This is a genomic window from Paraburkholderia acidiphila (assembly GCF_009789655.1).
In the GTDB taxonomy this organism is placed as follows: Bacteria; Pseudomonadota; Gammaproteobacteria; order Burkholderiales; family Burkholderiaceae; genus Paraburkholderia; species Paraburkholderia acidiphila.
Map to the genome: position 1 here is coordinate 2,221,383 of NZ_CP046909.1, position 14,314 is coordinate 2,235,696.

A 14,314-nucleotide genomic window follows, 5' to 3' on the forward strand; every position below is an offset into this window, starting at 1 on the left:
GCATAAGCCTTAACAAATCCGCGAGCATGGAAACAAGCCCGGCGGATACAGTGCCCTGCATGGGATGGCAATCAGCGCTCAAGCACCACGGCGCCCGATCCCATCGACAGGAGAACAAAGATGAGAACGCGCACACCTACGATCACCCACTTTCGCCGCACGTCCCGCCGCACGCTGTTCGCACTCGCCGCGCTCGCGGCGCTGAACCTCGCCGGCGCGAGCGCGGTCTTCGCGCAGGAAGCGCCGCCCGAAGCCGCGGCCGCCCCCGCCGCAACGGGCGGCGATCCGCCCAGCCGCGTTGCGCGCCTCGACTATATGGCCGGCGCCGTGACCACCGAGCCGGCCGGCGCGAGCGACTGGTCGTATGCGCAGCTCAACCGCCCGCTCACGACCGGCGACCAGCTCTGGAACGACGCCAACGGGCGCTCGGAGCTGCACATCGGCTCGACGGCGGTGCGCCTCGGCGCGCAGACGAGTCTCGACGTCCTCAACCTCGACGATCAAACGGCGCAGCTCAAGGTGGCGCAAGGCACGCTCTCGACGCATGTGCGCGAAGTCCCGCCCGGCAGCTCGTATGAGATCGACACGCCGAACCTCGCGCTCGGCGTGACGAGCCCCGGCGACTATCGCGTGGATGTGGCGCCCGACGGCAGCACCACGACCGTCACCGTACGCAGCGGCAGTGTGACCGTGTACGGCGAAAACGGTCAGACGCCGATGACGGCCGGTCAGCAGATCCGCTTCGCCGGCACCGATCTGCAGCAGGTGGCGAGCGATCAGGCGCCGCAGCCGGACGCCTTCGACCAGTGGGGCCTCGCACGCGACGCCGCCGAAGACCGCTCGGTCTCGGCGCGCTATGTCTCGCGCGACATCCCGGGCTACCAGGACCTCGACAACAACGGCTCGTGGCGCAACGATCCGCAGTACGGCGAAGTCTGGACGCCGAACTCGGTGCCCGCCGGATGGGCGCCGTATCACGACGGCCACTGGGTATGGCAGGCGCCGTGGGGCTGGACGTGGGTCGATGACGCGCCCTGGGGCTTCGCGCCGTACCACTACGGCCGCTGGGCGTACGTCGACGATTCGTGGGCCTGGGTGCCCGGCCCGATCGTCGAAAGCGCGCCGCCCGTCTATGCGCCGGCGCTGGTGGCGTTCGTGGGCGGCGGAGACGGCGGCACGGACTGGGGCGTCAACCTCGCCGTGGGCGGCGTCGCGGCTGCGGGCGTCGCATGGTTCGCGCTCGGGCCGGGCGAGCCGTGGCACCCGCACTGGGGCGCCTGGAGCCCGCACTACTACGAGCGCGTGAATCAGAGCGTCGTCGTCAACAACTACCGGCGTGACGTCAACATCACGAATATCAACGTTCACAACACCTACGTGAACTATCGCGCGCCGGGCGCGGTGACGGCAGTACCGGCGACGGCGTTCGTCCACGGTCAGCCGGTCTCGCGCTTCGCGCAGCATGTCGATCCGCAGCAATGGCGCAATGCGCGTATCAACCCGGGCACGCCCGGCATCGCGCCAGTGCAGGGCAGCTTCGGGCCCAGCATGCGGCGCGCCGACTACCGGCCGCCCGCGGCGCTCAACCAGCGCCAGGTCGTGGCGACGCGCGCGCCGGTCGCCCCGCCTGCGTTCCACGACAACCTCGCGCAGCGCTTCGCCCACACCGGCGGCACGGTGCCGGGCGCGGGTGCGCCCGTTGTGCGCGTCTCGGCACCGGCGCATGCGCCCTCCTCGCCGTTCGCTCCGACCGCGCATGGCGCGTGGCCCGCGCAGAACGTGCGCGTCGTGCCGCCGCATTCGCCGGTGCTCGGCGCGGCAGGCAGGCCGGCTGGCCCGCAGGCGCAAGCCGGCCGTCCGGGCATGCCTGGCGGTGCGCCTCAGCCGGGCGCCGCGGCCGCCAACGCTATGCCGCGCGGCCCCGAGCGTGGTCAGCCGGGCATGCCGGGCGCTGCCGCGCAAGAGCACGGCGTGCCGCGCCCGCCGCAGTTTGCCGGCCGTCCGGAAGGTGGCGCGCCCGCAGCGGGCCAGCCGGGTCCGGGTGGAATGAATGCGGCGAACGCGGCAAACGCGGCAGCGCACGGTGAAGCGCATCAGCCGGCATGGACGCAGCCGCACGCGCCAATGGCCACGCGTGGCCAGCCGGGCGGCAACGAGGCAGGCAGACCGCCCGTCGTCGCGACGCAGGAGCAGCGTGACGCGCCGCGTAGCCAGCCGCAGGCGCAACCGCAGCAACGGATGCCCGAGCCTGCCACGGCACAACACGTGCCGCAGGCCGAGGCGCGGCCGGCGCAGCAACCCGAGGCGCGCCCCGAGTTCCATCCCCAGGCGCAAGCTCAGCCACAGCCGCAACAGCGTGCCGAGGTCCATCCGCAGCCGCAGCCCCAGCCGCGTCAGGAATTCCACCCGCAGCCCCAGCCGCAGCAGCGTGCCGAAGCGCGTCCGCAGCCGCAGCCGCGCCAGGAATTCCATCCGCAGCCCCAGCCGCAGCAGCACGCGGAGGCCCGTCCGCAGCCGCAGCCCCAACCGCGTCCGCAACCCGCGCCTCATCCGCAAGAGCGCGCAAGCGGCAACAATCACGACGATCACCATCACGGCTGATCGCCGCGCCACCAACGAAAAAGCCCGCGAACGTCACCGTTCGCGGGCTTTTTCACAGCGCGGTCAACTCGCCATTAGCGTGAATGCAGGCGCCTCACACCGCCATCGGCGCGGTGAGCGGTTCGTGATGGCGGTAGTCCACGAGCGAGAAGTCGGACGGCTCGACTTTTTCGAGCCACTCCGGCTCGTAGACACCCGTCTTCGTGTACTCCGGCACGCGCTCGGAGATGGCCAGACGCGGGCTCGCAAACGGCTCCCGACGCAACTGCTCGTTGAGCATGCCGAGTTGATTCTCGTAGATGTGCGCGTCGCCGATGAAGTACGTGAACCAGCGCGGCGTATAACCCGTCAGCCGGCCCACGAGGTGCAGCAGCACCGCGCCTTCGGTCAGGTTGAACGGCGTGCCGAGGCCCACATCGTTGCTGCGGATATACAGGCACAACGAGATTTCGCGCTTCGTCGGGTTCGGCAGGAACTGATACAGCAGGTGGCAAGCCGGCAGCGCGATCTCTTCGAGCACCGCCGGATTCCAGCCATGAAACAAAATTCGACGATCGGTCGGGTTGTTCATGATCGTGTCGAGGCACTGGCGCAGCTGGTCGACCGCCTTGTAGAGCAGCACCTTGGAGTGGCCGTCCTCGGTAAATTCTGCGACCCGTGCGTAGCCGCGCGATTGCGCGTCGGCGAGCTGCGCGGCGGCGGCGGCGTCGAGCACCTTGTAAGCAGGCCAGCGCCGCCATTGCACGCCGTACACGTCGCCCAGGTCGTCCGTGCCTTCGCGGTACGGATTGGCGAGCCACTGGGCGTTCTCGTTCGCGTTGGCGTCCCAAACCTTGCAGCCCAGCGCGCGGAAATCGGCAGCGCTGCGCGAGGCGCGCAAGAATCCGATCAGCTCGCCCACCGCCGACTTGAACGCCAGCTTCTTCGTCGTCACCGCCGGGAAGCCCTCCTGCAGGTCGAAGCGCAGCATGGCGCCCGGCTGGCTGATCGTGCGGATGCCGGTGCGGTTTTCCTGCCAGGTGCCGGTGTCGAGAATCGAGCGGACGAGCTCGAGATACTGTTTCATGCGCGGTTCCCTCGTCGGACGCGTCGCGCCCGGTTCGGATTCAGGATGGAAAAGGAGGATTTTACCCGGCGCGCGCGTACCGGGTCGGCCGCGCCGAAAACGCGAGCCCATCACGAACCGGGGACAAGGGCGAAACGCCCGCAGGACGGGCTACGATAAGCCCAAAGACAAGCTCGCGGCGCAACGAGTCGCAGCGAGAAGAAACGCCATGACTGCCCCAGCAAAAGCGACGGCGCGCGGTCAACGCACGGAGCGCGAAAGCGCCGGCCGCTTCAAGCCACCTCGATCAACCTCAAGCAACCTCACCGCGCCTCAAGCGCCCGAAACCAGCCCGCCCGGATGCGGCGCGAGCGGCTCGCTTTCCATATGGCGCATGCCATGTGCGCACAAGAGCCGGTACAGCGTCACGCGCGAGATGCCAAGCTCCTGGGCGGCGTCGCCAAGACGGCCGCGGTGGCGCAGCAGTGCGAGTTCGATGGCCTGACGCTCGGCGGCTTCGCGCGCCTGGGCGAGCGAGACCGGCACCACCTCGACGTAATCGCCGAGTTCGAGATCGCGCGCCGTGATCGCACGGCCCTCCGACATCACGATGGCGCGCCGCACACGGTTGATCAGCTCACGCACGTTGCCGGGCCAGCTGTAGTTGTGCAGTGCCGCGATGGCGTCGGGCGAGAAACCACGCAGGCGCCGGCTGCCGTCCTTCTTGAAGCGCTCGAGCATGTGCCGCGCAAGCAGTTCGATATCCTTGCCGCGCGCGCGCAGCGGCGGCTCGTCGATCTGCAGCACGCACAGGCGGTGATACAAGTCCTGGCGGAAGCGCCCTTCCACCATGGCCGCGCGCATGTCGACGTGCGTGGCCGAGATGATGCGCACGTCCACGGGAATCGACTGATGGCCGCCCAGGCGCTCGATCTTGCCTTCCTGCAGGAAGCGCAGCAGGCTCGCCTGGCTTTCCATCGGCAGGTCGCCGATTTCGTCGAGAAAGAGCGTGCCGCCGTTGGCCGATTCGACGCGCCCGACCTTGCGCTGGCTCGCGCCGGTGAACGCGCCGCGCTCGTAGCCAAACAGTTCGGACTGCAGCAGGTGCGGGGGAATGGCGCCGCAATTGATCGGCACGAACGGCGCGCTACGGCGCGCAGAGCGCTCGTGGATCGCCACCGCCGTGAGTTCCTTGCCCGTGCCCGACTCGCCCGAGATGAACACCGGCGCGTCGGTCAGCGCAACCTTGCGGATCGAGCGGAACAAGGCCAGCATCGCCTCGCACGAGCCGACCATTTCGCCTTCGGTGCCGCCCGTGGTGTCGTTCGAGGCGACTTCGCCGAGCGACACCATGCCATAAGCGTGGCCGACGGAATCGACAATACGATCGCCGTTCCAGGGGACCGTTACGTAATCGAAACAGTAATCGCGCACCAGACGGCGCAGCGTTGCGTCCTGCAGTTGCCCGGTCGTGGTCGCGGCCACCCAGCCGACGTTGGGCAGCGTGAGGCATGGCTCGAACGAGCCGATTTCATGCAGATGAAATTCGCTGGAAAGATCGAGCAGGCCCCCCGCAGGCATCCCTGCGCGAAGCGCCCGCCGCGCGTCCCGTGCGTTGCCGACGATCTCCACCTGCCAGCCACGCTCGTGGAACCGCTCGTTCAACGCTTCGACCGGTTTTCGCGTCACGTACACCAATTGCCGCGTTGCAGGTTCCATTATTCAGATCCTCTTGCCAACACCATCGTTTGGGAATGACGGCACGCACCTGAATGTACAGACACGCAGCAAAAAGCAACTTTCGCGTACCTGAAAAAACAGTGAACGCGCATGCTTTTGCTGACAGTGAATCCCCGAGTTGTGGCGTGTGTGTCAACTTGCCCAGTTGTGGGCTTTTTCTTTTAGGCATTACGGCTTTTTCTGAAGCTTACTATAGCCTCGTGGCACTTGGATAGAATTTATGCAACAGGAATGGATAAGGGACCGATGGAAATGTTTCCACCCATTTCCCGATATTTTGTCAGTGCAGAAATAATTACGGATGTTTCCATTCTCTGAATAGTTAAGCGCCTGGCGCGCAAACGTTCTCCTTTGAAACCGTTCGGCATTCCAAACGGGTTTAAACGGCCTCACGTTTCAGCACTGAAACATTTTGGCGAATATCCGCCATTCAAAGTTTGCAGAAAATAGTGCGGTTCGAAGCGTATCAATGGATTGCGGGCGATGGCACACGTTTCGCTAAATGTCTCGCACCAGGAGATACGCCATGCGACTCAACATCCAGCAGGTCCGGCGCAGTGTCATTGGCTGCGGCAGCGCATGCGCCGCCATGCTCGTTCCGGCCGCCCTCCTCGCCCTGTCGCCCGCGGTTCGCGCCCAGGCGCTGGACGATGCGCCAGCCGCGCCAAACACGGTTGTCAGCGTCGCGAACGCCGCCCCGGATGTCGTTCCTGCAACACCTGCGGCACTCGTTCCCGCCACGCTCGCCGTGGGCGCGCAGGCCGGCGACGCAAGCGCCGCCGCCACGGACTCGACCAGCGCCACGGCCGCCAGCGCGCAGGCGCCAGCCGACCCTGTCGCTTCCGGCAACGATGGCGCCTTCGCGGGCATCGGCTCGCTCGACGATCAGACGCTCTCGCGCCAGCGCGGCGGCGCCGTCGGCATGGTGATGGTTGCCGCCACGCCACAACTGATGCGCGGAAACAACAACGTGACGCTCTGGGACGAAATCGCGCCGCCCGCACCGCTGCCGATCCCCGTCGATGCTACGCAAAACGCGCAGGGCAACCTCGCGAGCTACGTCAGAAAGTAACGATGAGATAGCACCCGTGCCGCTTGCGGCGCGGTGTCCGGTTCGCGCGGAAATGCGCGAAGCCAGGACAAATGGACCGGACGAGGCCGCCAACGCGCCGACTCCGGCCAGGAGGAGACCAGAATGAGAGCACGCAACTCGACGCGCGGCGCAAGCCGCCGCTCGATCCAGGCCGCCGCCGCCCTGTGCGGCGTGCTGGCCGCGAGCGTCACAGCGGGCGTCTACGCCCAGCAGGCGACGAACCCCGGCGACATCATCGTCGAGCGCGACATCACACCGCGCAGCGCGTTCGACAACGTGCCGAAGAGCCAGGACCCGGTGCTCGTGCGCGCTACGACCTTTCCCAAGAACAGCTTCGACCCGGCGATCGCGACGCTCGTCACCGACACCGATCTCACCAACGCGCACGGCTCGAGCGGCGTGAACGCGAACGGCGCCTTGAGCGCGCAAACCGCTGGCGTCCAGGCGCTCACGCGCATTCTCACGGGCAGCGCGACCGGCGCGAACGTGGCGGCCGGCCCCGGCGCCACGGCGGGCGTAGGCGCCGGCCTCGGCGGCACGATTTCCTCGACGATCACAGGCGCGCTCGCCCCACTCTCGGGCGCGATGGGAGGCATGAAATGAGCCGTTCGATCCAGACCTCACGCACTTTGCGCGCGTTGCGCACGGCGCTGCCCGGCACGCTCCTTTGCGCCGCCGCGCTCGCCTGGGCCACCGCCGCGCAGGCTCAGGTCAGCGTCGGCGCAACGGCGAGCATCGCCCCGGGCGCCGCCACCTCGACGACCGGCGCGCTCACGGTGAACGAAACAGCCGGTGTCGACAACGCCCAGGCCAACCAGCTGACGATCACGACCGGCAACGTGTCGATCAACGTGAACGGCGACGATCAGCTCGCCACTGTCACGGCGCGGCTCAAGGACGCGAGCGCGACGATAGGTGCAGGAGCTTTTGCAAACACGAACGGCGCAATGATGGTGAATCAGTCGGCGGGCGTGGGCAATGTCCAGCGCAACACTGCTCTCATCAGCAGTGGTGCGATTGGTGTGGTGGCGGTCTCGGACGGGGAATTGTCCGCGGCGGCCGCCCAAAACGGCGGTCGGGGGCAAATGGCCCAGGCAGGGGGTATTCGTGAGGTACGCATCGACAATGCGGCATTCAGGAATGCGACGGGCCTCGTGCAGGTGAACCAGACAGCCGGCGCCGGTAACGCTACGGCAAACAGTTTTGTGCTCCGTCCCCCGGCGGGCACTCTTTTTTAACTGACCACTCAGTATCGGAGCGAAATCATGAAGCGCACCCTCATAGCAGCGGCAGTTCTTGCGTCGGCGGCTGGCTCCGCTTACGCAGTTCCATCGAACATGGCGTATCTGTTCAACGCCACGGGCGTAACCGAAGGCGTCGGCATCGCAGGCTTTGTCACGCTGTTCGGCTGCGTCTCGGTTCAGAGCACCGCCGGCGCCGTCATCAACAACACCCAGACTGCCGGCGGCGGCACGCTCATTCCGCAAGCACAAAGCTATAACAGCGGAAAGGTGACGACGACGTTCAACAACACGGACTTCAGCGTGACGGGCACGGGCAACAACAACGTCTGGAAGTCGTCGAGTTCGAGCGAGTCGAGCATGTCGTCATCGTCGAGCAGCCAGTCGAAGACGCATGATGTCAATGCATCGACCACGAAGAGCTCGTCGAGCAGCTCGACCTTCAGCAAGTCGCTCGACGCGAGCGCGAGCGCCGACTATCACGTCTCGACCGATAACGGCGGTACGCACAACCACACGACAGCCAGCACCTATAGCGATACGGGCAGCGCGGCGCTCGGCACGAGCTACAGCAGCGTAGGCAACAACACGTCGACGAAGTCGCAGAGCGGCAATGGCAACCTGACGGCCAACGCATCGTGGTCGCACAGCGGCAACCGCAGGAACGGCTCGGCTGGCATCGACCTCAGCGGCTCGGAAAGCACTTCGCATACGACGACCAACTCGCATAACAACAACGACACGACGAACGTCGGCGCAGCGTGGGACGTGAACAACAACAAGAACACGAGCAACAGCTCGACCACCGCCAATACGGCTTATGCCGACGGCACGGCGAGCGCCTCGCTCTCGGCCAGCGTGAGCGGCTCAAGCAGCAAGACGAAGGACTCGAGCAACTCGTATGCCCATACGTACAGCGAATCGAGCACCAGCGCGAATTCGCATGAGCATTCGTCGTCGCGCGAATCGAGCTCGAGCAAGAGCTGGGGCTATAGCGTGAGCGACACGCTCAACACCGTCGACGAGCACACGACCGGCTACGTCACGCAGCACATCAACACGCAACAAGCCGGCACGCTCGACGCCAACACGGGCAGCGACGCGGCAACCGGCGTGACGGGCAACCTTGGCGTGAACATCGCGGAAGGCATCAACAACGCGCAAAGCAACGATGTCGCGCTCGCTTCCGTCGATATGGGCAACGTCTTCGGCAACGCGCAGATCTTCAACACGCAAAGCTCCAGTGGCAAAGCCAACGTGAAGAACTTCAATCTGAACGCGTCGGTCGGTGATGGTTCGCTCGCGAACGTCTCGGGCAACGTCGGCGTGAACGTCGCATCCGGTATCGGCAACGCGCAGAACAACAGCCTCGCCGGCTCTGTGACGACGGCAAACGCCGGTTCGGCTTCGACGGTTGCGATGGTCGCGACGGATAACAACGTGCAGAACGCCAACATGCAGGCAACCGGCCAGTTCCAGGGCACGGCTAGCCTCGGCGCCAATACGCTCACCGGCGCACAAGGCAACATCGGCGTGAACATTGCCGGCGGCATCGGCAACCTGCAGCACAACGGCATGGCAATCGCCGCGATGAACAACGGCCACTAAGCACGGCTGGCAGTACCGCAGGAACTGGGCTCGTCCCAGGCAGCAACGCAGCAAGCAACGCGCGCCGGCTGTCCCACCGCAGCCGGCGCGCAAACCAGAAGGCAGGAGACCACCATGTCCGGGCCCCTCTCGACCCCGGCGTCAAGGATGTTTGTGCTCGCGCTGACGCTCTCCGCCAGCGCAGCCCTTGTGCCTGCGCATGCGCAGTCGACGATCGACGTGACCCATCTCGTGGGCGTACCGGTGAAGCTTCCGGTCCACTCGATGCGGGACCTGCGCTATCGCAGCATCGTCAGCCAGCAGTATGACTACAGTTGCGGCGCCGCCGCACTCGCCACACTGCTCAAGTACGGCTACGGCATCGACATCCCCGAACCTGAGTTGATCCGCCAGATGATGGTGTTCTCCACACCCGAGGTGGTCGTCAAGAACGGCTTCTCCATGCTCGACATGAAGAAGTACGTCGAAACGATCGGCTTGCGCGGCCGCGGTTTTCGCGTCAACACCGACGCGCTCTACCACCTGCAGATTCCCGTGCTGGTGCTCATGAACATCGATGGCTACGAGCACTTCGTGATCGTCAAGCATGCCGAAAACGGCCGCATCTTCATTGCGGACCCCGCGCTCGGCAACCGTATCGTCGCCGAAGACGACTTCGCCAAAACATGGAACGGCCTCGTCTTCGCGGTGCTCGGCAAACCGTTCCTGGAGGATTCTCCGCTGTTGCAGAACAACGAGTCGCTCGCGCTCAAGCTGCGTGAAAACGCACTGCTCAATGGCACGGCCGCGACTCCCTTCTTCGAATACGGCCTCGATAAGGCCGTTATGTTCTGAAGTCCCAAGAATCATGAAACGCAACCTCTCACAGTGTGGCATCGCGGCAGCCGTCTCCGCGCTCGCCTGCGCTTTTTCGAGCGGTGCACTAGCGGCCGATGGCATCGGCTTGCCGCAGCCGGTGCCGGCGTTTCTCTCGAACGCCGACGCGCAGGCGCCAGGCATCCGTTGCGAGGCCGTCGGCGACGACGTGCTCGCGCATCAGACCGGCAAATATGCCGGCAGCGACATGATTTCCGGGTTCGTTCTGAACCTGCTTTCTCAATGGCAATTGCCAAACGGCGCGACCGCAGTCGCGCAAGGCGCACTCGCGGTCGCCCAGAACGCGGCCAACCAGGTGAGCGCGCAGGTGAAAACGTATGCAACCGTGATCGACCCGGCGCAGGGCGGAACCACGGGCGCGAACAGCGGCGCCAACCCGAACGCAACGGCCACCGGCGGCCAGAACGTCTCGGTCAACGGCGTCTCGCAGATCACCCAGGTGGCCGGCAATGGCAATACGGGCGCCAATGCCGCAACCATCACCTACGACAACAACGCGCCGCAGATCGCCAACCTGCCAGGCGCCAACCAGTCGAGCGCGTCCGCCTCGAACGCGACCGGCAGCATCAAGGCGGGCATCTCGTTCGGCAGTAACGGCGTCAATGTAACACTGCAGACGCCGGCGGGCATCGCCACGCAAAACGTCATGCCGGGCAGCGCGCAACAGGCCGGCGCGATCGCCCAGCTACTCCAGGTCGCAGGCAATAACCAGCAGGTCGCCAACCAGTTGCAACTGAGTCTGCAGACGCAGCAGATGACGGCGCAAATGATCCGGCAGACCGGCGTATTACAGGCGCTGCGAAATCTCCACTAACCGAGGGCTCGTCACGAGGCGCACCAGCAAGGAGACCACCACGCGGGCAAGGACCCGCGCGAGAAGCAGGACTTTGAATGAGGAGCATCGACGTGCGCGGGCGTGGGACCAGGGGGTTCCAGTTGGCGCCCGCATTCGATCCCGGGGGAAGAAGAATGAAGATGACGTCAAGGACGGCCGCGCCACACATGACGCTGGCCGCCATACCAGCGGCGGTATTGCTGTTCGCGCTCTCGCAGTGCGCGCAAGCGCAGGCGCTACAAAGCCAGTCGATCGAAGACCGGCTGAATACGCTCATGCGGGTGGTGGACGAGCAGCAGCGGCAAATCCAGTCACTCGAGCGCCAGGTGACGAACCTCGAAATGGCGCAACGCGGGCGCGGCATGCCGGGCGCGGGCGCGCCCGACGCCGCTTCCGACGCAACGGTCGCGGAACAGCCGGGAGCCGACGGCCTGCCTGTGCCCCTGCCGCCGCTCGCCCAGGCGCTGCCGGGCGCGACCGCGCCCGGTGCGCTCACCGGCACGGCAACCGGCGTGCCGGTGAACCCGCCCTCGCCTGACGCCGGCGCGACCAACGGCGCGACCGGCACCGCGGCCGCGAGCGGCCCGCAGCAGGGCGCGCCGGTTGGCGTGAACCCCAATGGCAGCCCGACGGTGGGCGAGACCCAGAAGAACGCCGAGCCTTCGCGCACACAAGCCGAAGAAGCGGTCGTGCAGCGCGAGCACGCGCCGCTCTTCGACCACAAGCTGACATTGGACTGGGGTATCAGCGACAGCTACTACGATCGCCGCCAGCTGCAGCTTTCAGGCTTTCTCGCGCTCGACGCGATTTTCCTCGGCAACATTAATCTCGGGCAGACCAAGTCGCACCAGATCACGGCCGACCTGGACACGCGCTACGGTCTCACCGACCGCATGAGCGTGGACGTGGACGTGCCGTACGTCTACCGCCACAGCACCTTCATCGTCGGCGGCGCGGGCGGCTCGGCGAGCACGCTCACGGACGCATCGGTCAATTCGAACGCCATTGGCGACGTGAACTTCGGGATCTACTACCAGTTCCTGAAAGAGACCAACAGCATTCCCGACGTAGTCGGCAGCCTGCGCGTGAAGACGGCGACCGGCACCTCGCCGTTCGGCATCAAGGTGCAGCAGATCACGCCCGACAACACCAATCTCGTCGCGCCCAGCAAGCTGCCCACGGGCACCGGCTTCTGGAACGTGACGGCCGGTCTCTCGGTGCTGAAAACCTACGACCCGGTGGTGCTGTTCGGCAGCCTCTCGTACACGTACAACATCTCGCGCTCGTTCGCCGACATCTCCTCGGTGATCGGGCAGACCGAGCCCGCCGAAGTGAAGCTCGGCGACATCATCCAGTTCGGCGGCGGCGTTGCGCTCGCGTTCTCGGACAAGGATTCCGCGAGCATTTCGTACACCATGGCCATCGAACCGCAGTCGAAAACGAAGACGCCGGGCGGCAGCTGGACCGGTGTGCCAGGCAGCGAGACCACCGCCTCGGTGCTCAACTTCGGCCTGAATCACGTGGTCAACAAGCACTTGACGATCAACGGCGCGGTGTCCGTCGGGCTCACGCCCGATGCACCGAACTTCGTCGTCGGCGTGCGTTTCCCTTATACCTTCTGATGTCATGAGGCCGATCGTGCGCGAATCTTCACATCTGGGCGCCACCGTGACACCGTTCGCCGGAGCCGGTCAGCGCCTCGCCGTGGCCGGAGCCCCGCCTACGGGCGTTGCACCCGACGCCGGCCGCGCGCGCAATGCGAAGTCCGACGCGAGTCTCGATCGCACCTTGCTGTACGTCGCGCGCACGCCCGACCCGCTGCTCAGCGCCTACCTGAAGAGCCGCGGCTGGGAAATCGCCACCGCGCGCACGGTGCATGAGGCCTCGCGCCTCGTGAAGGCGGAGGGCGCCTATGCAGGCATCGTCGATCTCACAGGCTTCGCGCCGCGCGAGTTCGCGGGCCTCGAGTCGATCCTGCGGCTGCAGCAGGTCGGATGGATCGCGCTCACCGACGACTCGCGCTTGACCGACGCCGAAGTGCGGCGTCTGATCCGCCACTACTGCTTCGACTACGTGCACGTGCCGGTCTCACACGCCACACTCGACTACCTCGTGGGCCACGCGTTCGGCATGGTGTCGCTGTGCGATCTCGATGCGCCTGGCGTCGCCGCCGCGAGTCAGGATGACGACGAGATGGTCGGCACCTGCGAGGCGATGCAGCAGCTCTTTCGCACGATCCGCAAGGTGGCCAACACCGACGCCACCGTGTTCATCTCGGGCGAATCGGGCACGGGCAAGGAACTCACCGCGCTCGCGATCCACGAGCGCTCCGCGCGGCGCAAGGCGACGTTCGTGCCGATCAACTGCGGCGCGATCCCGCATCATCTTCTGCAATCCGAACTGTTCGGCTATGAGCGCGGCGCCTTCACGGGCGCGAACCAGCGCAAGATCGGGCGCGTCGAATCGGCCAACGGCGGCACGCTCTTTCTCGACGAAATCGGCGACTTGCCGCTCGAAAGCCAGGCCAGCCTGCTGCGCTTCCTGCAGGAAGGCAAGATCGAGCGGCTGGGCGGCCACGAGCAGATTCCCGTGGACGTGCGCATCATCTCCGCCACGCACGTCGATCTCGAGACGGCCATGCGCGACGGACGCTTTCGCGCCGACCTCTTTCACCGCCTGTGCGTGCTGCGCGTGGACGAGCCGCCGCTGCGCGCACGCGGCAAGGACATCGAAATTCTCGCGCACCACGTGCTGCACAAGTTCAAACAGGACAGCGCGCGCCGCATCCGCGGCTTCACGCCCGACGCCATCGAGGCGATGTACAACTACAACTGGCCGGGCAACGTGCGCGAGCTGATCAACCGCGTGCGCCGCGCGATCGTCATGGCCGAAAGCAAGCTCATTTCGGCGGAGGATCTCGATCTCGCGAACTTCACCGCCCAGCAGACGGTCACGCTCGCGCAGGCGCGCGAGGCCGCGGAGCGGCGCGCGATCGAGGCGGCGCTGCTGCGGCACCGGCACCGGCTCACGGAAGCCGCTGCCGACCTGGGCATCTCGCGCGTGACGCTCTACCGGCTCATGGGCACACACGGCCTGCGCGACGAAAAAACGCTCTTCGACGGCGAAGCGGAGAACCAGACGGAATTGCCGCCCGACGTGCGGGAGTGAGACGCACGATACGGCACGCCCCCGTCACGATGCGGTACGACAGGGCACGAGTGAGCGCGCCGGGGCGCCTCGCGCGCTCAGGTAGAATCGCTGCGAACAGCTTACAA

Annotated in this window: 11 protein-coding genes; 9 read left to right on the plus strand and 2 right to left on the minus strand. The window is 66.1% G+C overall.

The features are described from left to right. Nucleotides 1-120: 120 nt before the first annotated feature. Nucleotides 121-2,601 carry a DUF6600 domain-containing protein gene (locus FAZ97_RS10000; RefSeq protein WP_158758297.1) on the plus strand — a complete coding sequence of 827 codons (2,481 nt, stop codon included), beginning with the start codon at nucleotides 121-123 and terminating at the stop codon, nucleotides 2,599-2,601. Nucleotides 2,602-2,695: 94 nt separating this feature from the next. Here FAZ97_RS10000 and FAZ97_RS10005 read toward each other — a convergent pair whose 3' ends face one another. Together FAZ97_RS10005 and FAZ97_RS10010 are read right to left on the minus strand one after the other, a co-directional pair. Then, nucleotides 2,696-3,667, minus strand: a complete 972-nt coding sequence (locus FAZ97_RS10005) for a thymidylate synthase (RefSeq protein ID WP_158758298.1) — start codon at nucleotides 3,665-3,667, stop codon at nucleotides 2,696-2,698. Between the two features lie 312 nt (nucleotides 3,668-3,979). Beyond that, nucleotides 3,980-5,365, minus strand: coding sequence for a sigma-54 dependent transcriptional regulator (locus tag FAZ97_RS10010; RefSeq protein ID WP_158758299.1), 1,386 nt, complete (start codon nucleotides 5,363-5,365; stop codon nucleotides 3,980-3,982). A gap of 547 nt (nucleotides 5,366-5,912) precedes the next feature. Between FAZ97_RS10010 and FAZ97_RS10015 the strand changes: the two genes are divergently transcribed. The 8 genes from FAZ97_RS10015 (at nucleotide 5,913) to FAZ97_RS10050 (ending at nucleotide 14,207) form a co-directional block, all read left to right on the plus strand. Next, complete coding sequence (locus tag FAZ97_RS10015; RefSeq protein WP_233271566.1) at nucleotides 5,913-6,458, plus strand: hypothetical protein; 546 nt, start codon at nucleotides 5,913-5,915, stop codon at nucleotides 6,456-6,458. Between the two features lie 123 nt (nucleotides 6,459-6,581). Then, nucleotides 6,582-7,082 carry a hypothetical protein gene (locus tag FAZ97_RS10020; protein WP_158758300.1) on the plus strand — a complete coding sequence of 167 codons (501 nt, stop codon included), beginning with the start codon at nucleotides 6,582-6,584 and terminating at the stop codon, nucleotides 7,080-7,082. Next, nucleotides 7,079-7,717: a hypothetical protein gene (locus tag FAZ97_RS10025; RefSeq protein WP_233271567.1), complete on the plus strand. Its 639-nt coding sequence runs from the start codon at nucleotides 7,079-7,081 to the stop codon at nucleotides 7,715-7,717. Before FAZ97_RS10020 ends, FAZ97_RS10025 begins: the two co-directional genes overlap by 4 nt. A 27-nt stretch (nucleotides 7,718-7,744) precedes the next feature. Beyond that, the gene (locus FAZ97_RS10030; RefSeq protein ID WP_158758301.1) at nucleotides 7,745-9,328 is read left to right on the plus strand and encodes a serine-rich family protein; all 1,584 of its coding nucleotides are present in this window, start codon (nucleotides 7,745-7,747) and stop codon (nucleotides 9,326-9,328) included. A gap of 147 nt (nucleotides 9,329-9,475) precedes the next feature. After that, on the plus strand, nucleotides 9,476-10,162 hold the full coding sequence (locus FAZ97_RS10035; protein WP_158759127.1) for a C39 family peptidase: 687 nt from the start codon (nucleotides 9,476-9,478) through the stop codon (nucleotides 10,160-10,162). 13 nt (nucleotides 10,163-10,175) lie between these two features. Further along, complete coding sequence (locus FAZ97_RS10040; protein ID WP_158758302.1) at nucleotides 10,176-11,018, plus strand: peptidase C39; 843 nt, start codon at nucleotides 10,176-10,178, stop codon at nucleotides 11,016-11,018. 155 nt (nucleotides 11,019-11,173) lie between these two features. After that, nucleotides 11,174-12,661, plus strand: a complete 1,488-nt coding sequence (locus FAZ97_RS10045) for a hypothetical protein (RefSeq protein ID WP_233271568.1) — start codon at nucleotides 11,174-11,176, stop codon at nucleotides 12,659-12,661. Nucleotides 12,662-12,677: 16 nt separating this feature from the next. Continuing rightward, nucleotides 12,678-14,207, plus strand: a complete 1,530-nt coding sequence (locus tag FAZ97_RS10050) for a sigma-54-dependent transcriptional regulator (RefSeq protein ID WP_233271569.1) — start codon at nucleotides 12,678-12,680, stop codon at nucleotides 14,205-14,207. Nucleotides 14,208-14,314: the final 107 nt, after the last annotated feature.

Bases quoted from the DNA above. Each gene is read 5' to 3' on its own strand.
- FAZ97_RS10000 (WP_158758297.1), top strand. From the start codon at position 121: ATGAGAACGCGCACACCTACGATCACCCACTTTCGCCGCACGTCCCGC.
- FAZ97_RS10015 (WP_233271566.1), top strand. From the start codon at position 5,913: ATGCGACTCAACATCCAGCAGGTCCGGCGCAGTGTCATTGGCTGCGGC.
- FAZ97_RS10025 (WP_233271567.1), top strand. From the start codon at position 7,079: ATGAGCCGTTCGATCCAGACCTCACGCACTTTGCGCGCGTTGCGCACG.
- FAZ97_RS10035 (WP_158759127.1), top strand. From the start codon at position 9,476: ATGTTTGTGCTCGCGCTGACGCTCTCCGCCAGCGCAGCCCTTGTGCCT.
- FAZ97_RS10005 (WP_158758298.1), bottom strand. From the start codon at position 3,667: ATGAAACAGTATCTCGAGCTCGTCCGCTCGATTCTCGACACCGGCACC.
- FAZ97_RS10045 (WP_233271568.1), top strand. From the start codon at position 11,174: ATGAAGATGACGTCAAGGACGGCCGCGCCACACATGACGCTGGCCGCC.
- FAZ97_RS10030 (WP_158758301.1), top strand. From the start codon at position 7,745: ATGAAGCGCACCCTCATAGCAGCGGCAGTTCTTGCGTCGGCGGCTGGC.
- FAZ97_RS10020 (WP_158758300.1), top strand. From the start codon at position 6,582: ATGAGAGCACGCAACTCGACGCGCGGCGCAAGCCGCCGCTCGATCCAG.
- FAZ97_RS10040 (WP_158758302.1), top strand. From the start codon at position 10,176: ATGAAACGCAACCTCTCACAGTGTGGCATCGCGGCAGCCGTCTCCGCG.
- FAZ97_RS10010 (WP_158758299.1), bottom strand. From the start codon at position 5,365: ATGGAACCTGCAACGCGGCAATTGGTGTACGTGACGCGAAAACCGGTC.